Below are 21,798 nucleotides of genomic sequence, written 5' to 3' on the forward strand. Positions count from 1 at the left end.
AATTTTTGACTATTGTAACCGAGTGTAAGCGAGAAATGATGCTAAAACGCCTCTCCATTGTATTAATTATCAGTCTTTTAACGGGCTGTTCGTCGTTATTATTAAAACCCGAATCTGAGTGGACTGTAGAAGAGTTCTACCAAAAAGCGAAGGGCGAATTTGACAGTGGTCAATGGAAAATGGCGATTGAATACTATGAAAAGCTCAAAGCCAACTATCCCTATGGTGAACATGCAGAACAGGCGTACCTAGAATTAGCCTATGCTTATCATCGTTATGATGAACCTTTGTCCGCGATCCGTGAACTCGATGAGTTTATCCGCATTTACCCACGTCACCCTGAACTGGCTTATGCGCATTATTTAAAAGCGGTTGCTTCTGACTCATTGAATCGCAGCTGGCTCGATAAATACATCGCCGACCCCGCGCAACGGGATGCCAAATCCGCACTAGAAGCCTATCGCGCTTACCAAATTGTGATTCAGCGCTTCCCTGACAGCCCCTATGCCCTAGCCTCGCAAGAGCGCCTCATCATTCTCACCAATCAACTCGCACGCCGCGAAATGCATATCGCCAACTATTATTACAAACGCGGTGCCTACCTCGCCGCCGCCAATCGTGCTACCGCCGTGGTTGAGCACTATCCACGCTCCCAGTCCGCTATCCCGGCCTTAAGACTAATGAAGTCGGCCTACAGTAAACTTGGCATGGAAGAAAATGCCAGAGCAGCCAAAGTGATGCTTGAGGCCAACTCCTAAAACAGCCCTCCCACTAAAGCGTCAGGGATACCACTTTTCGCAACCAAAGTAGCTCGCCATGAAAATAATGGCCTGCGGGTTCACGCCAATACACATCGGGGCGCGGTTTAATCCCGCGCATCCAGTTGGCCACCTTATAAGCGGGCACCACCTCATCTTGCCCCCCCTGAATCAAACTCCAATCCATCCGCACAGGTAAATCAATGTCAGAAAAGTCATACAGGTTTACCGGCGGCGCGACGGTCAAGAGTTTATGCGCCCCCAGTTCTTTTGCCTGCTGCAAACAAATATAACTGCCGAACGAAAAGCCCGCTAGCGCCAAAGGTAAATCGCCATACTGACCTTGCGCCCAATTCACCACCGCCGACAAATCCAGTTGCTCGCCGACACCATGGTCATAAAAGCCTTCACTTTGACCCACACCCCGAAAATTAAAAGCCAACGTTTGCCAACCCGCATGACTAAAAGCTTTTTCGATAGTCGTCACCACCTTATTATTCATCGAACCGTCGTAAAGAGGATGCGGATGACAAACCACCACCAACCCCCTCGGCGCCAGCCCAGGCTTAAGCTGCCCAACCCGACACTCAATATCCCCCACCACACCCTTAATCATACAAACTTGCGTTTTTTGTAACATCGCTTATCCTATTGAGCAAAAAGGAGCGCCTAGTATGCCACAAAAAACAATTATTATTGATGATGCTATACCCTATGCCAAAGCGATGTTTAGTCACTTAGGCGCGATTAAACTCATGCCAGGGCGAGATATTGATGCGAACGCCGTTCAACAGGCTGATGCCTTAATTGTGCGCTCACGCACCCAAGTAAATGCCGCCTTGCTGGAAAACAGCCAGATCAAATTTGTCGGCAGCACCGTCGTCGGCTTGGATCATATTGACCAGGCCTGGTTAAAAGCTAACCAGATTAAGTTTTATTCAGCCCAGGGTTGCAACGCCAATTCGGTGGCCGAATATGTCATCAGCGGCTTATTTGATATCGCCGAACAACAGCAGATTGATTTAAAAGATTGCACACTCGGCATTGTCGGTGTCGGTCATGTGGGCAAATTGCTACAACAAAAAGCCAAGATTTTAGGGATTAAAACCCTACTTAACGACCCGCCACGCGCAAGGCTTGAGGGCGAAGCCGCCTTCTGCTCGCTGGATGAATTACTGCTAAAATCCGATATTATTAGCCTTCACACACCTCTAACAAAAACAGGTCAAGACGCCAGCTATCACCTGCTTAACGCCCATAATCTAGCTCACCTCAAGCCCAATGCGATACTAGTGAATGCCGCGCGTGGCGGGATTATTGATGAGCAGGCCTGGTTAAAAATAACCAATAAAGCCAACATAATTGACTGCTGGCAGAACGAACCCAAAATCAACGAATCACTCTATCACAAAGCCGATATCGCCACCGCCCATATCGCCGGTCACTCTTTAGAAGCCAAGGTCGCAGGCAGTGAAATGGTTTACCAACAGCTTTGCCAGTTTTGGCAAGTACCTGCCCAATCGGATTGGAAAAGCTTGTTGCCCGCTTCGCCTCCGCCTTTAACCCAGCCTGATACCGATAACCTGCAAAGCGCGTTGCATCAAATTTTCCGCCAGACCTATGATTTGCGCGCCGATGACCAAGCGATTCGCTCAACAGACATCCACCAAGTACACAATCAATTTGAAACCCATCGGCGTCACTACCCGATACATCGAGAATGGGCGCAACATAGAATAGAAAAATCGACCCATAATCACCTAAATGATATTTTAACAAAACTCGGTTTTATGCTATATTAGTAAACGCTAATATTAGAAGATTATCAAATCCTAATAAAATTTTGTTATTCGCGAACAAAAAATTTGATTTTCTCTTTTTATCCATACAGGAGTAATCTAGTTCACGAACTAACTTAATGCACATAACATGCATTGTTTAAACCACAAACCTAAAACAAAAGAGGGTCACTAATGAAAACGATTACTATGCTTAAAGTTGGCTTCCTAGCCGGGATTATTGCGTTCATGTCAGGCTGCGGCACCATGAAAGCGGCGGGCAACCTTGAAGAAGGTGCTTGGGGCACGTTTAACGAAATCTGGGATCGCTGGGTAGAAAGCGAAGGCGATATTGGTTGGGCGGTTGTTTGGCACCGTAAAGTTGAAGAAGGTGTTGAACTCCAAGATATCCTTGACGCACTAGACAACGTAGCCATGAATACACCTGGGCTAATGGATGTAGGTCACCTACCGCTATCACAGGAACTGAATGCACGCGGTGTAGAGTCGGGGGTTATCCACGTTGTTTCTTACTGCAACCCAGCAACCGCGCGTAAAATGATCGACTTCAGCCCGGCGATGGGCGCATTCCTACCTTGTCGTGTAACGATTGTTGAGCAAGAAGACGGCTTACACCTTTACACCATGAACATGGACATGATGATCAAAATGGGTAAAAAAATGCCTGAAGAGTTAAAAGAATTGACCATGGCCGTGCGTGAAGCTATGTGGGAAATGATGGAAAAAGGCGCAACTGGCGACGTATTCTAATCCCCCAGCGCGTTTAGTCACAAAACCAAGCAATACCCAAAACCACCCAACTTCGGTTCGGTGGTTTTTTTGCACCTACACTTTCCACCTCGCTTCCCTCTCCGCTCTCTATTATTGGTATAATCTTTGGCTTTCAATCATCACTCGGAAATACCACACATGTTAAGTCGTATTCAATTTTTTCCTATTGGTCTATTCGGCGCAATTATGGGCTGGAGCGGTTTGGTTATCAGCTATCAAATGGCGCACGAACTCTTAATGTTGCCCGCCCTGGTGTATCAAGTCATGCTTTTTATCACCCTTGGGTTATTTACCCTCTTCACCCTAACCTACACCGCAAAACTCTTTCTAAAGTTTCAAGCGGTTAAAAACGAATTCAACCACCCGATTGCCCTTAACTTCTTCCCGACCATCAGCATCAGCTTGCTGCTAATCAGCGTGATGCTCAAGGACCTATTCCCAGAAATCGGTGAACCCATTTGGTTTATCGGCGCGGCGATGCAGCTGGTTTTTACGATTGTGATTATCAATCGTTGGATACACCATGACACTTGGGAAATCGTGCATGCGACGCCAGCTTGGTTTATTCCGGTGGTAGGTAATGTGGTGGCGCCGCTGGGTGCGGTGGCTTATGGTTACACTGAACTGGGTTGGTTTTTCTTTAGTATAGGCATCACTTTTTGGCTCGTGCTAAAGGCGATTGTGATGTACCGTTTGATATTTCATCCGTTTTTACAACCTGTGCTGATTCCCACCCTATTTATTTTTATCGCGCCGCCAGCGGTTGGTTTTTTATCCTACGTGGAGCTGAACAACTACCAGCTCGATAATTTCGCGCATGTGCTCTACTATGCCGCGCTGTTTATTACCCTGCTACTGTTTGCTCAAGGCAAGCGCTTTATTAATGTGCCGTTTGCGGTGTCTTGGTGGGCCTATTCCTTCCCGATTGCCGCGATCACCAGCGCCAGTTTTTTAATGTATGAACTCACCGCCAACAAGTCCTTTGGCTATATCGCCTCGTTTTTTATCGCGTTTCTCACCGCGTTAATTGTGCATTTAACCCTGCGCACCTTGATTGGCGCGTTTAACAAAGAAATTTGTCAGCCACCCAAGCATTAACACGACATTAACACCACATTAACACGACATAAACACTCAACAACGAGAACACGAACCATGACAAACGCTAACCAAAACGCCATCCACTACACCCTAATCCCCCTTGATCCCTTCGGTCATCTGTTTGAGGTATGCCTTGAGATCGCCCGACCTGATCCGGCTGGGCAAATCATCAGCCTACCCAACTGGATTCCCGGCAGCTACATGATTCGTGACTTCGCCAAGCATATCATTGCGCTTCGCGCACAAGCTTTAGATGGTGACAGCTTGAATATCACCTCGCTCAACAAATCCCAATGGCGCATTGCGCCAACCAACCAGCCGATTAAACTGCATTATCAAGTCTATGCCTGGGATTTATCAGTGCGTGGCGCCCATTTTGACCAAACCCACGGCTTTTTTAATGGCACCAGCTGTTTTGTCATGGTCGAAGGTCAGCGCCAGCAAGCGGTTTCAGTTGACATAAAACAAACCGACCACACCCGCAACCAGGCCTGGTTACTCGCCACCTCGCTTAAACCGACGCAAACGGATGCCAATGGCTTTGGCCTCTACCAAGCACAGGACTATGACGAACTGATTGACCATCCCGTAGAAATGGGTTGCTTCACCCAAGCAGAATTTATCGCCGCCGGCATCAAGCATCGCATCGTGCTGACCGGCAAACACGACTGTGACTTAGACAGGCTCTGTGCCGACCTAACCAAAATATGCGCCACCCAGCTTGAATTTTTTGGCTCACCCGCGCCGTTTGAAGAATACCTGTTCATGGTGATGGTCGTCGGCGAAGGCTATGGTGGACTTGAACACCGCGCCTCCACCGCGCTGGTCTGCTCGCGTGATGTACTGCCCTATGTCGGCATGGAGAAAGCCAATGACAGCTACCTCGAATTTTTAGAACTCTGTTCGCATGAATATTTCCATTCATGGAACGTCAAACGCATTATGCCCGCCCAATTTCAAACCCCAGATTTAAGCCAACCGGCTTACACCGAACAACTCTGGTGGTTTGAAGGCGCGACTTCGGTCTACGACCTACAGTTTTTATTACGCGCGGGCATTATCGACCAAAAAAAATACCTCAACACCCTCGCCCAACAAATGACCCGTGTCTATCGCATGCCCGGACGCTTCAAACAAAGCGTTAGTGAATCCAGTTTTCACAGCTGGACCAAGTTTTACCAACAAGACGAAAACGCACCGAATGCCATTATCAGCTACTACACCAAAGGCGCACTCATCGCCCTTGGATTAGACTTTGAAATTCGCAAAGCGACACAAAACAAAAAAACACTCGACGACCTGCTTCTCAGCCTTTGGCAAGATTACGGTTTAGTGCAAAAAGGTCTTCAAGAAGGCGAAATCGAACAACGAGCAAGGGAGATCGCGGGGCTAGATTTAAGCGATTATTTCAACCGCTACCTGCGCGGCACTGAAGACCTACCGTTTGCCGATTGGTTTAATGAAGTTGGGATAGAATTCAAACTACGTCAAGCGCGCAATGCCAATGACCTAGGTGGCGAACTTGGCGGCGACACGGAACCCAACCAGGCCTGCTCAAATGAATGGCTAAATATCGGCGCCAATCTCGCCAACACTGAACACCAAACCATTAAACTCACCCATGTCTGGCAACACCGCCCCGCACAGCAAGCTGGATTAAGTGCAAACGACGAACTGATCGCCATCAACGGCATCAAAACGCCTAACACCAGCACACTCGAAAAAATCCTCAGCCGCGCAAAACTAGGCGACCACTTAAACGCCCACTTCTTCCGCCGCGACGAACTAATGCAAACCACATTGGTTTTAGATGCACCGCCAAAAGACAGAGTCGAGATCAGCGTATCAGGAGCGACGCATTGGCCATTTGATTAAGATTAACGGAGATTAACTAACTATCAATTCGACCACATTATTGTCCAGGTCTTTGAAAAACAGGGCTTGGCGCCCTGATTGGCTGCAGGTATAGTTTATACCAGCTTGATCTAGCTTTTGCATAGCTTGATCTAAAAACTTTACCCGCAAGGCAAGGTGTCTATCTCGTCCACCATGATCTGGTTGAGTGATATTTTGGTAAGGGTTAGGAAGCTGCATCAAATGCAAAGTTTGCCCGCCGCCTAACGCCAACCAAAAACCTGGAAAGCCTAAATCAGGCCTTGTAATGTCCTCCAAGCCTAAAACCGATTGATAAAATGCGCGTGCTTTTTCTGCATCCGCCACGATAACACTCACGTGATCCAACCCAAATACCTGCGCCATACCTTCTCCTTGTCAACCCACTTTAAAAATGATTAAAACCCAGTTTTTGTAGATGAACGGGCTGTTCATCTACAACCAGGCCTGGTTGGGCGGTGGTGTGGCCGATGTGTGAGATTTTAATATCTAGCGCTTGCGCTAGACTGATGATATCTGGCAGTTTTTCAGGCGAAACAGTAAAACAAAGTTCATAATCATCGCCAGCACAAAGCGGCTTCAAACGCGCCTCACCCGCCCAAGCTTGCACGGCATCCGATAACGGCATAGCGGCCAAATCTAAACGCGCCCCAAGATGGGATGCCTGCAGGATATGATTCAAATCGGCTAGCAAGCCATCCGACACATCAATCGCGCTATTGGCCAGCCCGACCAACTTAACACCCAATGCAACCCGCGCTTGCGGACGATTAAGGCGCACTAAGGCTGTCGATTCAGCCGAGGTTTTTGCCGCTTGCTGGGATAAGGCTAACGACAAACCTAGCCCGGCCTCACCCATCCAACCAGACACACAAATCGCATCCCCCACCTTCGCACCCGAACGCAACAAAGCCGCCCCTTTTGGCACCCAACCCTGCGCGGTAACGCTAATGGTTAAGGGACCTCGTGTGGTATCGCCGCCGATCAAAGGCAGATGATAAGGCTGGGCACAATCGGCCAAACCTTGGGTAAATGAACTCAACCAGGCCTGGTCAACCTGTGGCAGGGTTAGCGCTAACGAATAAAATGCGGGCTGTGCGCCCATCGCGGCGAGATCACTTAAATTAACCGCTAGCGCTTTCCACCCTATATCATAGGCGGCAGTATCAACAGGAAAATGCACCCCCGCCACCAACGTATCGGTCACCACCACCAACTGACAATCCGCTGGCGGCGTGATAATCGCACCATCATCACCAATAGCTAAATCACCCTCGGCAAGCTGAGCGACTGAACTGAGCGGCAGAAAAAACTGCCGAATAACATCAAATTCCATCCGCGTAATTTAGCTAGCCGCTGGCGCTTGAAATTCAAGCGGACGTAATTGCTTGGCAATTTTATCGAGGATGCCATTGATGTATTTATGTGCATCTTCCGCACCAAAGGTTTTAGCCAACTCAACCGCTTCGTTGATGACGACCTTATAAGGTATCTGCATTTGTGTTTGCAACTCATACACCGCGATGCGTAAAATGGTGCGCTCTACCGGGTTGACCATTTTAATCGAACGGTCAAGCATCACGGCATACACTTCATCCAGCGCTTCAGATTGCGCCACTACCTCACGAATCAACTCGCGAAACCAGTCACGGTCACAGCCTGATAACCAACCTTCTTCCGAAAATTGTTTTTCAATCAGATACAACTCTTGTTGATTAAGCATCCATTGATACAAGGCTTGTAACGCCAAGTGTCTTGATTGAGTACGTGGACTAAGCTTCACTTCAGCCACCTCAACAACTTCTTCTGAAGGCTGTTTAATCAAATCCGCTGGTACGTCTAACGCAGGGCTAACTTGTTTTTCTGTGTGTTGTTTTGTGTGTTGTTCGTTCATTAAATTTGCTTCAATACATTAACCATTTCAATCGCAGATAAGGCGGCTTCTGCGCCCTTGTTGCCCGCTTTGGTGCCCGCGCGTTCAATCGCTTGTTCGATGCTATCCACCGTCAATACACCAAAGACTACGGGCATGCTCTGGTTCAACATCACCTGGCCTAAGCCCTTAACGCACTCACCCGCCACATAATCAAAATGCGGTGTGCCGCCACGGATAACCGCGCCTAACGCAACTATTGCGTCATACTTACCGCTTTCAGCCATTCTTTGTGCCGCTAATGGAATCTCAAACGCACCCGGCACCAGCACTTGGTCGATATTGTCTTCAGAGCCGCCATGACGCTTTATGGCATCAAGGGCACCACTCACTAAATGATCCACAATAAAACTATTAAAACGTCCAACCACTAAACCAATTTTCATATCTTGGGCCACTAAATCGCCAGCAATCGTATTCATAACTTTTCCCTCTATTTAATTTTGTTTATCGATGTATTCGCTAATGTCTAAGCCAAACCCACTTAGTGCATTGAGTTTCCAGTGAGAACCTATCACGCGCAGATGTTTTACCCCTAAATCGGCCAAAATTTGCGCCCCTAAACCAAAGGTTTTCGTGTCATCTTCCACATGTGTTTCAGGCATTTTAACACCGCGATCTGCCATTTGATAATGTGCAATGCGATCGAGCAAATCTGCCGCACCTTCATGTTTACGCAACACCACAATCACACCTGAACCCGCCTCAACAATCTGCTGCATCGCGGCACGCAACGGCCAGCCACATTCTTTGCGCTGAGAACCGAGCATATCGCACAGGGTATCCTGCATATGCACCCTCACGAGGGTCGGCGCAACCGGATCAATCTCACCATAGACTAATGCAAAATGGGCTTTATGATCTAGCGCATCTTCATAGGCCATCAGTTTAAACTCACCAAATTCGGTGGGGAGTTTACACTCAGACACGCGCTCAACCGTTTTTTCGTTTTGCAAACGATATTGAATTAAATCCGCTACCGTACCGAGTTTCAAACCATGCTGTTGCGCAAAAGCTTCAAGATCATCACGTCGCGCCATACTGCCGTCTTCATTCATGATTTCAACAATCACCGATGCGGGCTCAAAACCAGCTAAACGCGCCAAATCACAGCCTGCCTCGGTATGGCCTGCGCGGGTCAACACCCCACCCGGTCGCGCCATTAATGGAAAAATATGCCCTGGGGTCACAATATCACTAGGTTGCGCATCCGCTTTCACCGCCGCTTGCACTGTCACCGCACGATCACTCGCTGAAATCCCGGTAGATACGCCCTCAGCCGCTTCAATCGACACCGTAAAATTAGTACCGTGTGGATCTTGGTTGTCATGCACCATCAAGGGAATCCGCAACTGCTGACAACGCTCTTTAGTCAGCGTTAAACAAATCAAGCCGCGACCATAACGCGCCATAAAATTAATATCCTGCGCGCTCACCGTACTCGCCGGCACCAACAGGTCGCCTTCATTTTCACGGTCTTCATCATCCATTAAAATGACCATCTTACCCTGACGGTAATCGTCTAATATCTCTTCAATTGAGCTTAATTCCATGCTAATCCTTTCATGATGATCTTTTGTGCGCTTTGACTACAAATAACCCGACTGCGCTAAATATTCTTTGGTAATCGTCGATGTGTTGGCTTCTGGTGCGTAAACTGCTTGCGGGCCAGCCAGTAAACGTTCCAAATAGCGCGCTAATAAATCCACTTCCAAGTTTACTTCTGTGCCCACCTGCCACTCACTAATCGTGGTTTCGGCACGGGTATGAGGCACAATATTCACATCAAACTCACAACCCGTTACTTGATTGACCGTTAAACTAATACCATTAATACACACCGAGCCTTTGTGGGCGATATAACGTGCAATATCGGCAGGGGCTTCAATCCAATAACGCCAAGAGCGCGCATCTTGGCTAATCGACTTAACCCGACCCACGCCATCAACATGACCGCTCACCAAATGCCCGCCCAGCCGATCTTGTAAACGTAAGGCTTTCTCAAGATTGACCTTGCTGCCAACTTTCATCTGCCCGAGTGTCGTGACCTTCAGTGTTTCAGCCGACACGTCCGCCACAAATTCTTTGGCGCTAAACTCAACTGCGGTTAAGCACACCCCATTGGTAGCGATACTATCACCGATACCGACATCAGACATATCCAACTCACTCACCAACACAGTCAATCGCCAATCGCCGTTACGCACGTCAATGCGTTTTATCTGACCCTGTGCCTGAATAATTCCAGTAAACATCGTTTAGGCTTCTCCATTTGTGGTCGATGGCGGCTCAAAACCGAACACAAAGTGCCAGTCATCTCCCACCTGCTGTACCGATTTAGATTTTAATTGAATCCGATCCTGCATCGCATCAATGTGCGGCAAAACCAATAATGGCTTACCACGATGCCCCATTAAATGCGGGGCCACAAACCAATGCAACTCATCCACCAGGCCTGCCTCAACAAACGCCCCCGCTACCGATGCACCTGACTCAACCATCACATCATAAATCTGCTCTTCCTGAGCGAGATAATCGAGTACGCTTTCTAAGTCCAAAAGATCCTCTTTGGCCTGAACCGCTACAATCTCAACACCCGCCGCCAACAAGCTATCCACGACGGACTGATTGGATTGAACCGTGTGCGCCGAACTCATTAACAAGGTTCTACCTGGCAAACTCAGCATTTTGGCATCTAATGGCATGCTCAAATTAGGATCTAAAATAACGCGCAGTGGATGACACAAGGCATCGGTCAATCCCAACTCACGCTTTGTCGATTCCGCTAAACGCACATTCATACTCGGGTCATCCGCAAGCACGGTCCCGATACCTGTAACAATCGCGCCATGCCTTGCGCGCAATTTATGCACTTCTTGACGCGCCGCATCGCCGGTAATCCAAATACTTTCACCAGATGCCATCGCGGTACGCCCATCGACACTGCTAGCCAGTTTCAGCCGTACAAAAGGTTTTTTAGTTTGCATATATTTAATAAATCCTTGATTTAATGCCACCGCTTCATGCGACTTCACCCCATCCACCACCTCAATGCCCGCCGACACCAAGCGTGCCATACCGCGACCACAGACTTGCGGATTCGGGTCTTGCATCGCCATGACCACGCGCGCCACCCCCGCCGCGACCAACGCATCGGCACAAGGCGGTGTTTTGCCAAAGTGCGAACAGGGTTCAAGCGTCACATAGACAGTAGCGCCCCTTGCCAACTCACCCGCTTCACGCAAAGCAAACACCTCCGCATGGGGTTCGCCCGCTTTCGGATGCCAACCTTGACCCACTCGCTTGCCATCACGGACAATCACACACCCAACGGCTGGATTAGGGCGCGTGCTGTAGATACCTTTTTGCGCCAAGGCTAGCGCTTGCTGCATCCAAACATCATCCTGCTCCGCCGCGTGGGCTAGGACAGCCATTAGCCGCGATCCGTTTTGGCCGCTGTCGCTTGCACCAGTTTTTCGATTTCTTCACGAAATGCATTCACATCCTGAAACGAACGATACACCGAAGCAAAACGCACATAAGCCACCTGATCGACCTCACGCAAAGCCTGCATAATCCACTCACCTAACTGAGAAGAAGGCACTTCACGTGAGCCATCGGCCATCATGCTTTTAAGAATTTGATTAACAATCGTATCAATGCGCTCGCTCGCCACCGGACGTTTTTCGAGCGCCTTGACCAAGCCACGACGTAGCTTTTGTTCATCAAACTTCTCACGATTACCATCGGATTTCACAACCCGAGGCAGCGAGAGTTCGACACTTTCATAGGTAGTAAAACGCTCACCGCATTCAAGGCATTCACGACGACGACGCACCTGCGCACCATCGGTGGCCAAACGCGAGTCAATTACCTTGGTATCAGGCGCATTGCAGAAGGGACAAAACATAGATTTGATTCCATAAGCTAACCAGGCCTGGTGGTAAAACACAAGCCTAGCATGCTTTAGACCTTTTTTAAGACCTTATTTATAAACAGGATGCGCGGCACACAGCGCGCTGACTTTATCACGAACTTGCGCAATGACGGCCTCATCCCAGCTTTCAGATGCTTGGTCACAGGCATTCACCACATCACACATCCAGCCCGCCAAATCACGGCATTCTTGCTCACCAAAGCCACGGGTAGTGGCGGCGGCGGTACCGATACGAATACCACTCGTCACAAACGGTGACATAGGATCATTCGGCACGGAGTTTTTGTTAATCGTAATATGCGCCGCACCCAAGGCCGCGTCCACCAATTTACCGGTTAAGCCTTTTTCAATCAGGCTCACCAAGAACAAATGGTTTTGCGTACCACCCGAAACCACATCCAAGCCTCGCTCGATAAACACCTGCGCCATGGCTTGTGCGTTTTTGATCACTTGCGCCGCATAAGTTTTAAATTCTGGCTCCATCGCTTCTTTAAACGCTACCGCTTTCGCTGCAATAACATGCATCAATGGACCGCCCTGTGTACCCGGGAACACCAACGAATTCAATTTCTTTTCAATTTCAGGGTTGGCTTTCGCTAAAATCAAGCCACCACGCGGACCACGCAAAGTTTTGTGGGTGGTGGTAGTGGTCACATCGGCGATTTGCACCGGGTTCGGATAAAGCCCTGCGGCAACCAGGCCTGCCACATGCGCCATATCCACCAATAAATAAGCACCCACGCTGTCGGCTATGTCGCGGAAACGCTGCCAATCAACAATTTGCGAATAAGCAGAAAAACCTGCAATCACCAATTTAGGCTTATGCTCAGTGGCTAAGCGCTGCACTTCATTATAATCAATTTCGCCGGTTTCAGGCTTCAGACCGTATTGCACCGCATTATAGATTTTGCCAGAGAAGTTCACTTTAGAACCGTGGGTTAAGTGACCGCCATGTGCCAAACTCATACCCAATACCGTATCACCTGGCTCCAACAACGCCATAAACACCGGCGCGTTCGCTTGTGAACCTGAGTGAGGTTGCACGTTGGCGTAATCCGCGCCAAACAATTGCTTGGCACGTTCAATCGCCAAGGCTTCAACCACATCGACATGCTCACAACCGCCGTAATAACGCTTGTAAGGATAGCCTTCCGCATATTTGTTGGTTAACACCGAACCTTGCGCGGCCATAACACGCGGACTGGTATAGTTTTCCGAAGCGATCAACTCAATATGATCTTCTTGGCGCTGCGCTTCCGCCGCCATCGCATTCGCGATATCATCATCATAGCCTGCGATTGTCATGGTTTTATCAAACATGCAAAAACTCCATTTACAAGGGTTAAATTTTAAAGACTGATAATTTTAACAGCACTTCACCAAAATCACCACGCTGTTTTAAAATAGCCACGCTGTTTTCATCTTAAAATATCTCAATCTCTTTATTAACGGCTTAATTTTAGGTAAAGTGTAACCAAATTTTTAATTTACATTTCTAATAAAACTTGCAAGCGAGAAAATATGGCTCAATTTGTTTACACCATGAACCGCGTTGGAAAAGTGGTTCCACCTTCAAAATACATTCTTAAAGATATTTCACTATCGTTTTTCCCAGGCGCAAAAATCGGCGTTCTGGGTCTAAACGGTTCTGGTAAATCAACGCTTTTGCGCATTATGGCGGGCATTGATACCGATATCGTGGGTGAAGCACGTCCGCAACCCGGGATTAAGGTGGGCTACTTGCCACAAGAACCCCAGCTTGACCCAACAAAGGATGTACGGGGTAATGTTGAAGAAGCGGTTGCTGAAGTAAAACAAGCGCTGGCCGAGCTAGATGGCGTTTATGCCGCCTATGCCGAACCGGATGCGGACTTTGACAAGCTGGCGCAAAAACAAGCGCAAATAGAAGATATCATTCAAGCGATGGACGGCCACAACCTAGAACGCACCTTAGAGATTGCGGCCGATGCACTGCGCCTGCCTGCTTGGGATGCGGATGTCACTACCCTTTCTGGCGGTGAGCGTCGCCGTGTAGCCCTGTGTCGTTTATTATTATCGAAGCCCGATATGCTATTGCTGGACGAACCCACTAACCATCTCGATGCCGAATCGATTGCATGGTTAGAGCGCTTCCTGCTCGAATTTCCGGGCACTGTGGTCGCGATTACCCACGACCGCTACTTCCTCGACAATGCGGCGCAATGGATATTAGAACTGGATCGTGGTCAAGGCATTCCTTATGAAGGTAACTACTCTTCATGGCTAGAGCAAAAAGAACAGCGCCTAATGCAAGAATCAAAACAAGAAGCCGCGCGCTTACGCACTATTAAACACGAGCTTGAATGGGTGCGCGCGAATCCAAAAGGTCGCCACGCTAAATCAAAAGCACGTATGGCACGTTTTGATGAACTCAGCAGTGTCGAAACGCAGAAACGCAATGAAACCAATGAAATTTTCATCCCTGTAGCGGAACGCTTGGGTGAAAAAGTTATTGAAGTGAATAATATGTCAAAAGGCTTTGGTGACCGGCTACTCATTGATAATTTAAACTTCCGCTTACCACAAGGCGGCATTGTCGGCATTATCGGCCCCAACGGCGCAGGTAAATCCACCCTTTTCAAAATGCTAACGGGTCAAGAAAAGCCCGATAGTGGCGAAATTATTTTTGGTGAAACGGTTAACCTATCCTACGTCGATCAAAGCCGTGATGCGCTAGATGACAGCAAAACGGTTTGGGAAGAAATTTCAGGCGGTGATGAAAGCTTTATGGTCGGTAACTTTGAAGTCAATTCACGCGCCTATTGTTCACGCTTTAACTTTAAGGGCGGCGACCAACAAAAACGCATTGGTGAATTGTCAGGGGGCGAGCGTAATCGCGTCCACTTGGCAAAAACACTGCGCAAGGGCGGCAATGTCTTGTTACTTGACGAACCCACCAACGACTTGGACGTTGAAACCTTACGTGCATTAGAAGAAGCCCTGCTTGAATACGCCGGTTGTGCGGTGGTGATCTCGCATGATCGCTGGTTCCTAGACCGTATCGCTACCCATATGCTCGCGTTTGAAGGTGATTCGCACGTTGAGTGGTTTGAAGGCAACTTCTCCGATTATGAAGCCGATTACAAACGCCGTAAAGGCGCTGATGCCAATCAACCGCATCGCATTAAATACAAACCGATTACAAAAAACTAATTTAACGCAAAAAGGATCACGCATGGCACATACTGATCAAACGCTCCACTCGCAGCTTGAAGCGATTGCCAACGCCATGCCAGACCCGATTTTCATCATGGGTCAGGATGGCACTTATCTCGACATGATCGGCGGACGCGAGCGCAGCTTGTATGCCGATGGGCAGGGGTTAATTGGCAAAACCTATCAACAGGTTTTGCCAGAAAAAATGGCAATGCGGTTTTTAAATGTTGTCCAAAAGGCAATTAAAACCCAACAACTTCAAGACATTGAGTACCAATTAGCGGATGACGAAGTACAAGGCATTGAATCGGCAACCTCAAAAGGAGGACAATGGTACGAAGCCCGCGTTTACCCGTTAGAAACCGATGTTTATGGGCAACCTGCAGTGATTTGGCTGGCGATCAATATCACCTCACGCAAACACATGGAAGAGCAAATTGAGCATTTATCTAAAAACGATGCGCTCACCCATTTTTACAACCGCGACTTTTTCCTTGACCTGGTTAACGAACTGATCAGCCAAGCCAAATTAAATAACCAGCCCCTCTCGCTGATTAAAATCGATTTGGATTGTTTTAAAAATATTACCGATGGCTATGGTCATGAATTCGGTGATAAGGCGATTTTAGGTGCGGCCCATGCGATAGAGGCCACCGTCGGCGAACTAGGACACATTGGTCGCTTAAGCTGTGACCAGTTTATGATTGCATTACCCGAGGTCAAGGCGGTAGATGGTTTCCGTATCGCAAAATTGGCGCAATCCAAAATAGCCGCACACAAAATTCGATTGGACGAACAGCATACCACCTGTTTAACCAGTCATGCTGGGGTGACTGAACTTCGAGATCACCATGAAGACAGTCGCGTTTTATTTAACCGCGTCAATGACGCCATTGCGCAATTACGAAATAGTCGCGAAATGACCAAACTCATCTAAAAAATAAAAAGGATACTACCATGAAGAAAACAAACTACCTCGCATTTAGCCTAATGCTCCTAGCCCTATTTGCCCTACCCCTCAAAGCCGCTGATGAAGGTGCTAAGGTCGTCTACCACGTTGACTTTAGCGATGTCACGCGCTATTCCGCTACCCTCACCTCGATTAACAACATAATGAACGCCTATGAAAACGAGCTGATGGAAGCCGATGTGCACCTAGTCCTCGTCGGGCATGGCTTACGTTTTGCCACCGATGATGGTCTTAAAGGCACGCCTTATGAGCATGATGCCGCAATGTTAGAACGTCGTGACGAACTCAAAGGACGTTTGGATGCACTGATGAATTCACGCGGCGTTAAAGTCAAACTTTGTGACCACACCCGCAACGAAATCAACCTAGACCCCGCTAAAATTTATGATGGGATTGAGCTTGTCGGATCAGGCGTATTCGACATCGCGATCCTCCAAAGCCAAGGCTATGCGTATTTAAAAATCCAGTAATCGGTTCTCATCCCCTTACACCCTCATGACTCATGACTTGATAGCCATGAGGGTTATTCGCACTGGTGATGATACCAGCGTTGTTGTGCCTTTCTTTCCTGCCTGATAACTTGCCAACTGTCTTTGTTAAACTCAATTTGAATCGCGCCTTCGCAAGCGGTGTTCAACCATTGTGAGCCTTGGTTCTCGACCCGCTCAATCACCTGCTGAGCAGGAAAGTTAAATCGATTGCGATATCCAGCGGTAAACAACACCAGCTCAGGGTTGAGTGCAGCAAGAAATTCAGGGTAACTTGAATGGCGACTGCCGTGGTGCCCGGCCACCAGCACGTGTGATAGCAATTTATCCTTACCATAATGCGACAGCAGCTGGCGCTCAACCCGTCCATGCACATCACCGGTAATCATCAGGCTTTGGCTACCCGTGCTCACTTTTAAAACACACGAGTAGTCATTTGACTCTCTAAGCGGAAATAGCCCAGGTGACAAGACTTCAAATTTAACGCCATCCCACCACCAGGCCTGGTTGGCTTCACAGGCCTCAAACCCTTCAACACCATAGACTTGATGCAAACGCGCCACTTCGCCACTTAATTTTTTACCAACCGGCCAATCGCGCATTAATCTGGCCGTGCCACCGGCGTGATCATTGTCCGCATGACTAATCATTAACAAATCAATCTGTCCGATACCCCGGGTTTTGAGATAGGGCGTAATCGCCATTAAACTGCCGTCAAGCCGAGCGCCAAAGCGCGGCCCTGTGTCATACACCATCACATGATGCGCGGTTTCAATCACCAGCGCTTGCCCTTGGCCGACATCCAGCAAACTGAACCGGAAGCTACCCTGCTCAATGGGCGGCGGCTGTTTTGGCCAAATGACAACCACAATCACGGCTAACACACCCAAAGCACGCCACCAGCTTTTACTGGCTAACGCGAGACTAAACAAACCAAAATAAAGCAAAATAACTTGCCATAATTTAATTGGTGCCAAGCTCCACTCACTGGCTGGCCAGCTGGCGATTTCACGCAACAACGCCCACAACCACGACCAGGCCTGGTCATTCAGCCATGCCAAATTTTCCCCCGCCGCCGGAAAAACCAGCGTAATCAATGCGCTTAAAAACAACAAGGGCAAACCAATAAAGCTAACAAACGGCACCGCCACCAGATTGGCTACTACACTATAAACCGGAACCTGCTGATGAAACCACCAGAGCCCTGGGATCAAGCCTATCGACAAAACCAACTGAATCATTACGGCTTGTTGCCAGTTGGGCATGTTTTTGGCCCAAGGTTGCTTCATCCAGCTAAAAATCAGCGCAACCGCCAAAAACGACAACCAAAAGCCTTGAGCCAACACACTCGGTGGATGCCAAAGCACCACCAAAAACGCCGCCAGCAGCAACACCGGCCAGGGCTGAAATTTTCGCCGCACCAAAATAAACAACACCCCCACCATCACCATAATCCAAGCCCGTTGGGTGGGAATAGTAAAACCGGCCAAAAAGCCATACAAGGTCACCAGCACCACCGCAAACCCAGCGCCAAACCACTGTACAGGATAGGTTTCAAACCGCCGAATCGGCAAGCGCCAAACCAATGCGCCGATACCAAAGCCCATCAACGCCACCAGTGCCATGTGCAAACCTGAAATCGCCATCAGGTGAATCGTGCCCGTGATGCGCATCACATCCCAGTCTTCAACCGATATCGCCTGACGATCCGCATAGAGCAGCGCACGATAAATACCGGCAAATTCAGCGTGATCCATCATCGCCGCCAGCTTATTGCCAAAGCGCTCCCGTAACCGCTGATAAGACCATTTGCGTTCAATCCGTTGCGGTTCGGCTTCATTCGTTCTGACATAACCACTTGCGACTAAACCCTGTTGGTAGGTCCAACTTTCATAGTCGAAGCCGCCCGGATTCATCGAGCCATGAATCAGTTTAATCCGAATCGGCAAGCGCCAGACCTCATCCACTTTTGGCTGCCAGTCACAACGATAACAACTTAAACGGATTTTGGGTTGAGAGAGCCACCAGGCCTGGTGATAGTCGGCTTGTTCAATATTTGGATGATTTTGCAATCTTGAAATGCTAAATTCCATGCGCTTCATTGCGACCTGCCCCTTCGCCGAGGGCTGATCTTCAACTAGACTCACGACGCGCCCTTCTGCCCAGAGGGTTTGGTAGGTATGTTTCTCGGCTATTTGAGGATTAAAAAACACAAACACGCTGAGCGCAATCCAGCCTATAATAACGCCTGCACTGAAGTTGGTTAAATAGGCTTTATTCCACACCAGCCCAATCAGCACCAGCACTAACCAAGGCAACAAATAGCCGATTGAAGGCCAGTTTGCCAGCTGAAACAACCCAAAGATAGCACCGACAAACCCTAATGCAAATAGACTAAACATGGCTAAAAAACTCTTTCGAAAATGGATGCCTGACCCGAAGAAACTCTATGCCATCAAAGGGTTTAGTCGGATTGCCCACTGGTTTCAAGACGCAAACTTATGGCACTTAAACCGCAATTCAGTCGCCAAAGCTTTTTTCATTGGCCCTTTTTGGTCAGCGATGCCTATGCCTTGGCAAATGCTTACCTCCGCTATCAGCGCCATGTTATTTAAGGCTAATTTACCATTAAGTGTCGCACTTGTGTGGATAAGTAATCCGATTACAATGGCACCCATCTGGTACTTTAACTACCGAATAGGTGGATTATTGCTTGGCGAATCGACCAAGGACAATGTTCAATTTGAAATGAGCTGGCATTGGATTAGCCATAGTTTTGTGGCGATTTGGCAACCCTTATTGCTGGGCAGCTTAGTGGTAGGTTTGGCACTAGGCAGCATGGGCTACCTGTTGATTCATATTTTATGGCGCGTACAAGTCAACCTAAGTTGGCGCCGACGCTTGCATAATCGGCAATTCAAAAAACGCTTCAAAAAACCCACAATACAACCCAAGCAGGATGGGATTCATAAGCCTTAAAAACAGGTATCACCTTCATTGCTTGCGTAAGCGATGACAAAAACCCAAACACAATTAAATAGATCCAACGCATTATCATTTCAAATACCCCATTAAATTCAGCACAGAGTATGCCTTTCGGGGTGTGACCATCCCCCATAAAAACCCAGCAGAGCTGTCCATGTGGAACAGTGGGCACGTATATCGATAATCATAAATCCACTTACCCCGCACTCCCTTGCCATTAATCGGATAACATGCATCCTCAGCCAACTTACTCATTTCAATCACCTGTTCACGAGCATAAAGCAAAAAACCTGTCATTTAAATATGAAACACTAAAGATATCAACCAGTGTCTTATATTAATGCAGTTTATTAACCCCCTCTCCCGTGTAATTAAACCACTTTAACCTCGTTCACACGCTGCGCGTGAAATGCAGACCACTATAAAACGATCAAGCAGCATAAAATCTAAAATTGCCTTAAATAAAACAAAACGCCTGCCCACTTCCTCAGCTCTGTTATGCTAAGATAAAGCTAAAAAATGAATGATCTGAAAATAACCATGACCAAAACCACCGACTCAAAATTTCACGACACCGGCTATAAGGAATTATTCTCTTACCCGGAAATGGTGCAAGCGCTGATTGAAGGCTTTTTTCCTGAAGAAATTGCCCAGCTGGTGGATTTTGATAGCCTAACCCCTCAACCGGGCAACTATGTCACCCCGCTGTTTGATGAAAAAATAGAAGATGTGGTCTGGTCAATTGATGTAAATATTGAAGGGCAGCGCCAACCCATATTTTTATACTTGCTGATGGAATTTCAATCTGGGGTTGATTGTGCCATGCCTCTACGATTTATGCATTATGTCGCGGGTTTTTACTCTACCCTGATTAAAAATGGCAAGTTCAGTAAATATGGCCCCTATCCACCCGTATTCCCATTAGTGATTTATAACGACCAAGCAAGATGGACGGCAAAAACCAATATCGCCGATCAGATTGAACCCGTACCGAGCTTTCTAAAGATCTATCAACCCAGCCTCAACTATTTTTTAGTTGATGAGGGGCGTTATAGCGATGAAGAACTGGCCTCGATTGCCAATCCGGTGACCAGTATTATCAATATTGAACAGGCCAAGACGCTGGAGGATTATCAAAAAGCCTTTTATCGCGCCGGTCAAATCATCCGAGCCCATCCCCACAAAGAGGGCATTGACGACATTCTCACCCAATGGTTCAAACGCACCTTGCACAAACGCGGGCTAGAGGTTAATATTGAAAACATGATGACACTAACAAGGAGTGATGGCATGTTAGCTGAGAATTTTGAAAATTTAACAAGACAGATTTATGCGGAAGGCAAACTAGAAGGCGAGCAACGAGGCCAACTAGAGCAAGCAATAAAAATGATTAGAGAGTTTAATCTATCTGTAGAGTTAGTGGCAGAGCGTTGCCATTTATCGCTCAAAGAGCTCAAAGAACGGTTAAGTCAAAATGACAAACCCGAAGTTTAAAACGCCACCAAGCGAGCTCCCTTCCAAAACCAATTAACCTCGCTTACACGCTCCCGCGTCAACGCCATTAAGTTAAAAAATCAGTCTTCATTGCGAGGAGCGCAGCGACGCGGCAATATCCAGCTAACTGTGCACCGGTTCAAAGGATTGCTTCACTCCGTTCGCAATGACAACATAAACCCGGGCATCCCGGCGAAGGCCGTGATAAAAAAACCCGTCATCCCGGCGAAGGCCGGGATCTCTTGAGGATGTACACCGCAAGGCTTAAGATTCCTGCCTTCGCCGGGATGACGAGACGCCTTAATTTTGGATCAACGCATTACTGGCGGCGGTAAAACCTTTTAGCGATAGCTGCAAGAGGGTGTTTTCAGGCTGCCCTAATCCACGAATCCCGATCTTAGCCTTCTGCCCTGCTCTGAGTTGACGCCATACTTTATTATCTAACGCGATCACAGCGGCACAGCCGTTGGCGTT

At 48.1% G+C, this 21,798-nt stretch carries 22 protein-coding genes; 10 read left to right on the forward strand and 12 right to left on the reverse strand.

The features are described from left to right. Nucleotides 1-35: 35 nt before the first annotated feature. On the forward strand, nt 36-758 hold the full coding sequence (locus NA59_RS13625) for an outer membrane protein assembly factor BamD (RefSeq protein WP_232504108.1): 723 nt from the start codon (nt 36-38) through the stop codon (nt 756-758). A 13-nt stretch (nt 759-771) separates the two neighbouring features. Here NA59_RS13625 and NA59_RS13630 read toward each other — a convergent pair whose 3' ends face one another. Continuing rightward, on the reverse strand, nt 772-1,398 hold the full coding sequence (locus NA59_RS13630; protein WP_044414058.1) for an alpha/beta hydrolase: 627 nt from the start codon (nt 1,396-1,398) through the stop codon (nt 772-774). 34 nt (nt 1,399-1,432) lie between these two features. Here NA59_RS13630 and NA59_RS13635 point away from each other — a divergent pair, with 34 nt between their 5' ends. From NA59_RS13635 to NA59_RS13650, 4 genes are all read left to right on the forward strand, one after another. Then, nucleotides 1,433-2,560 carry a 4-phosphoerythronate dehydrogenase gene (locus tag NA59_RS13635; RefSeq protein WP_044414060.1) on the forward strand — a complete coding sequence of 376 codons (1,128 nt, stop codon included), beginning with the start codon at nt 1,433-1,435 and terminating at the stop codon, nt 2,558-2,560. A 171-nt stretch (nt 2,561-2,731) separates the two neighbouring features. Next, nucleotides 2,732-3,307 (forward strand): DUF302 domain-containing protein, encoded by a 576-nt coding sequence (locus NA59_RS13640; RefSeq protein WP_044414063.1) that lies wholly within the window; start codon nt 2,732-2,734, stop codon nt 3,305-3,307. Nucleotides 3,308-3,466: 159 nt separating this feature from the next. Continuing rightward, the gene (locus NA59_RS13645; protein ID WP_044414066.1) at nt 3,467-4,426 is read left to right on the forward strand and encodes an SLAC1 anion channel family protein; all 960 of its coding nucleotides are present in this window, start codon (nt 3,467-3,469) and stop codon (nt 4,424-4,426) included. 57 nt (nt 4,427-4,483) lie between these two features. Beyond that, on the forward strand, nt 4,484-6,304 hold the full coding sequence (locus tag NA59_RS13650; RefSeq protein WP_044414069.1) for a M61 family metallopeptidase: 1,821 nt from the start codon (nt 4,484-4,486) through the stop codon (nt 6,302-6,304). A gap of 12 nt (nt 6,305-6,316) precedes the next feature. Here NA59_RS13650 and NA59_RS13655 read toward each other — a convergent pair whose 3' ends face one another. The 9 genes from NA59_RS13655 to glyA all read right to left on the reverse strand — a co-directional run bounded on the left by NA59_RS13655 (nt 6,317) and on the right by glyA (nt 13,512). Beyond that, a complete protein-coding gene (locus tag NA59_RS13655; RefSeq protein ID WP_044414072.1) occupies nt 6,317-6,688 on the reverse strand; it encodes a VOC family protein in 372 nt (123 codons plus the stop codon). Between the two features lie 22 nt (nt 6,689-6,710). Next, the gene (thiL, locus tag NA59_RS13660; protein ID WP_044414075.1) at nt 6,711-7,658 is read right to left on the reverse strand and encodes a thiamine-phosphate kinase; all 948 of its coding nucleotides are present in this window, start codon (nt 7,656-7,658) and stop codon (nt 6,711-6,713) included. 9 nt (nt 7,659-7,667) lie between these two features. Next, a complete protein-coding gene (gene nusB / locus NA59_RS13665; protein WP_083945112.1) occupies nt 7,668-8,216 on the reverse strand; it encodes a transcription antitermination factor NusB in 549 nt (182 codons plus the stop codon). Further along, a complete protein-coding gene (gene ribH / locus NA59_RS13670; RefSeq protein WP_044414078.1) occupies nt 8,216-8,677 on the reverse strand; it encodes a 6,7-dimethyl-8-ribityllumazine synthase in 462 nt (153 codons plus the stop codon). The genes nusB and ribH overlap by 1 nt, the downstream gene beginning before the upstream one ends. 15 nt (nt 8,678-8,692) lie before the next feature. Then, a complete protein-coding gene (ribBA, locus tag NA59_RS13675) occupies nt 8,693-9,808 on the reverse strand; it encodes a bifunctional 3,4-dihydroxy-2-butanone-4-phosphate synthase/GTP cyclohydrolase II (protein ID WP_044414081.1) in 1,116 nt (371 codons plus the stop codon). Between the two features lie 36 nt (nt 9,809-9,844). Further along, a complete protein-coding gene (locus tag NA59_RS13680) occupies nt 9,845-10,510 on the reverse strand; it encodes a riboflavin synthase (protein WP_044414084.1) in 666 nt (221 codons plus the stop codon). Between the two features lie 3 nt (nt 10,511-10,513). Further along, the gene (gene ribD / locus NA59_RS13685; RefSeq protein WP_044414088.1) at nt 10,514-11,689 is read right to left on the reverse strand and encodes a bifunctional diaminohydroxyphosphoribosylaminopyrimidine deaminase/5-amino-6-(5-phosphoribosylamino)uracil reductase RibD; all 1,176 of its coding nucleotides are present in this window, start codon (nt 11,687-11,689) and stop codon (nt 10,514-10,516) included. Next, the gene (gene nrdR, locus NA59_RS13690) at nt 11,689-12,165 is read right to left on the reverse strand and encodes a transcriptional regulator NrdR (protein WP_044414091.1); all 477 of its coding nucleotides are present in this window, start codon (nt 12,163-12,165) and stop codon (nt 11,689-11,691) included. Before nrdR ends, ribD begins: the two co-directional genes overlap by 1 nt. Before the next feature lie 75 nt (nt 12,166-12,240). Beyond that, nucleotides 12,241-13,512 carry a serine hydroxymethyltransferase gene (glyA, locus tag NA59_RS13695; protein WP_044414093.1) on the reverse strand — a complete coding sequence of 424 codons (1,272 nt, stop codon included), beginning with the start codon at nt 13,510-13,512 and terminating at the stop codon, nt 12,241-12,243. A gap of 201 nt (nt 13,513-13,713) precedes the next feature. Here glyA and ettA point away from each other — a divergent pair, with 201 nt between their 5' ends. From ettA to NA59_RS13710, 3 genes are read left to right on the forward strand one after another with little or no spacing between them, the layout of a single operon-like run. Continuing rightward, on the forward strand, nt 13,714-15,384 hold the full coding sequence (gene ettA / locus NA59_RS13700) for an energy-dependent translational throttle protein EttA (RefSeq protein WP_044414096.1): 1,671 nt from the start codon (nt 13,714-13,716) through the stop codon (nt 15,382-15,384). A 22-nt stretch (nt 15,385-15,406) separates the two neighbouring features. Continuing rightward, the gene (locus tag NA59_RS13705) at nt 15,407-16,324 is read left to right on the forward strand and encodes a sensor domain-containing diguanylate cyclase (protein ID WP_044414099.1); all 918 of its coding nucleotides are present in this window, start codon (nt 15,407-15,409) and stop codon (nt 16,322-16,324) included. A 20-nt stretch (nt 16,325-16,344) separates the two neighbouring features. Continuing rightward, nucleotides 16,345-16,827, forward strand: coding sequence for a DsrE family protein (locus tag NA59_RS13710; protein ID WP_096777619.1), 483 nt, complete (start codon nt 16,345-16,347; stop codon nt 16,825-16,827). A 53-nt stretch (nt 16,828-16,880) separates the two neighbouring features. On the opposite strand, the gene NA59_RS13715 is transcribed toward NA59_RS13710, so the two are convergent. Beyond that, a complete protein-coding gene (locus NA59_RS13715) occupies nt 16,881-19,247 on the reverse strand; it encodes a DNA internalization-related competence protein ComEC/Rec2 (RefSeq protein WP_044414102.1) in 2,367 nt (788 codons plus the stop codon). Between NA59_RS13715 and NA59_RS13720 the strand changes: the two genes are divergently transcribed. Both NA59_RS13720 and NA59_RS13730 read left to right on the forward strand, forming a co-directional pair. Beyond that, nucleotides 19,246-19,824, forward strand: coding sequence for a DUF2062 domain-containing protein (locus tag NA59_RS13720; RefSeq protein WP_044414104.1), 579 nt, complete (start codon nt 19,246-19,248; stop codon nt 19,822-19,824). The genes NA59_RS13715 and NA59_RS13720 overlap by 2 nt on opposite strands. Nucleotides 19,825-20,349: 525 nt before the next feature. Then, entirely contained in the window at nt 20,350-21,324 is a 975-nt protein-coding gene (locus NA59_RS13730; RefSeq protein WP_052501714.1) for an Rpn family recombination-promoting nuclease/putative transposase, read from the forward strand. A gap of 300 nt (nt 21,325-21,624) precedes the next feature. Here NA59_RS13730 and NA59_RS15865 read toward each other — a convergent pair. Continuing rightward, the coding region (locus NA59_RS15865) for an invasion associated locus B family protein (protein ID WP_198401092.1) at nt 21,625-21,798 on the reverse strand (174 nt) is incomplete at its 5' end.

Origin of the sequence: Thiomicrospira microaerophila, assembly GCF_000934765.1 — a bacterium.
In the GTDB taxonomy this organism is placed as follows: Bacteria; Pseudomonadota; Gammaproteobacteria; order Thiomicrospirales; family Thiomicrospiraceae; genus Thiomicrospira; species Thiomicrospira microaerophila.

What these genes read in the sequence shown, in the direction of transcription:
- NA59_RS13625 (WP_232504108.1), top strand. Translation starts at nt 36, where the DNA reads ATGATGCTAAAACGCCTCTCCATTGTATTAATTATCAGTCTTTTAACG.
- NA59_RS13630 (WP_044414058.1), bottom strand. Translation starts at nt 1,398, where the DNA reads ATGTTACAAAAAACGCAAGTTTGTATGATTAAGGGTGTGGTGGGGGAT.
- NA59_RS13635 (WP_044414060.1), top strand. Translation starts at nt 1,433, where the DNA reads ATGCCACAAAAAACAATTATTATTGATGATGCTATACCCTATGCCAAA.
- NA59_RS13640 (WP_044414063.1), top strand. Translation starts at nt 2,732, where the DNA reads ATGAAAACGATTACTATGCTTAAAGTTGGCTTCCTAGCCGGGATTATT.
- NA59_RS13645 (WP_044414066.1), top strand. Translation starts at nt 3,467, where the DNA reads ATGTTAAGTCGTATTCAATTTTTTCCTATTGGTCTATTCGGCGCAATT.
- NA59_RS13650 (WP_044414069.1), top strand. Translation starts at nt 4,484, where the DNA reads ATGACAAACGCTAACCAAAACGCCATCCACTACACCCTAATCCCCCTT.
- NA59_RS13655 (WP_044414072.1), bottom strand. Translation starts at nt 6,688, where the DNA reads ATGGCGCAGGTATTTGGGTTGGATCACGTGAGTGTTATCGTGGCGGAT.
- thiL (WP_044414075.1), bottom strand. Translation starts at nt 7,658, where the DNA reads ATGGAATTTGATGTTATTCGGCAGTTTTTTCTGCCGCTCAGTTCAGTC.
- nusB (WP_083945112.1), bottom strand. Translation starts at nt 8,216, where the DNA reads ATGAACGAACAACACACAAAACAACACACAGAAAAACAAGTTAGCCCT.
- ribH (WP_044414078.1), bottom strand. Translation starts at nt 8,677, where the DNA reads ATGAATACGATTGCTGGCGATTTAGTGGCCCAAGATATGAAAATTGGT.
- ribBA (WP_044414081.1), bottom strand. Translation starts at nt 9,808, where the DNA reads ATGGAATTAAGCTCAATTGAAGAGATATTAGACGATTACCGTCAGGGT.
- NA59_RS13680 (WP_044414084.1), bottom strand. Translation starts at nt 10,510, where the DNA reads ATGTTTACTGGAATTATTCAGGCACAGGGTCAGATAAAACGCATTGAC.
- ribD (WP_044414088.1), bottom strand. Translation starts at nt 11,689, where the DNA reads ATGGCTGTCCTAGCCCACGCGGCGGAGCAGGATGATGTTTGGATGCAG.
- nrdR (WP_044414091.1), bottom strand. Translation starts at nt 12,165, where the DNA reads ATGTTTTGTCCCTTCTGCAATGCGCCTGATACCAAGGTAATTGACTCG.
- glyA (WP_044414093.1), bottom strand. Translation starts at nt 13,512, where the DNA reads ATGTTTGATAAAACCATGACAATCGCAGGCTATGATGATGATATCGCG.
- ettA (WP_044414096.1), top strand. Translation starts at nt 13,714, where the DNA reads ATGGCTCAATTTGTTTACACCATGAACCGCGTTGGAAAAGTGGTTCCA.
- NA59_RS13705 (WP_044414099.1), top strand. Translation starts at nt 15,407, where the DNA reads ATGGCACATACTGATCAAACGCTCCACTCGCAGCTTGAAGCGATTGCC.
- NA59_RS13710 (WP_096777619.1), top strand. Translation starts at nt 16,345, where the DNA reads ATGAAGAAAACAAACTACCTCGCATTTAGCCTAATGCTCCTAGCCCTA.
- NA59_RS13720 (WP_044414104.1), top strand. Translation starts at nt 19,246, where the DNA reads ATGGCTAAAAAACTCTTTCGAAAATGGATGCCTGACCCGAAGAAACTC.
- NA59_RS13715 (WP_044414102.1), bottom strand. Translation starts at nt 19,247, where the DNA reads ATGTTTAGTCTATTTGCATTAGGGTTTGTCGGTGCTATCTTTGGGTTG.
- NA59_RS13730 (WP_052501714.1), top strand. Translation starts at nt 20,350, where the DNA reads ATGAATGATCTGAAAATAACCATGACCAAAACCACCGACTCAAAATTT.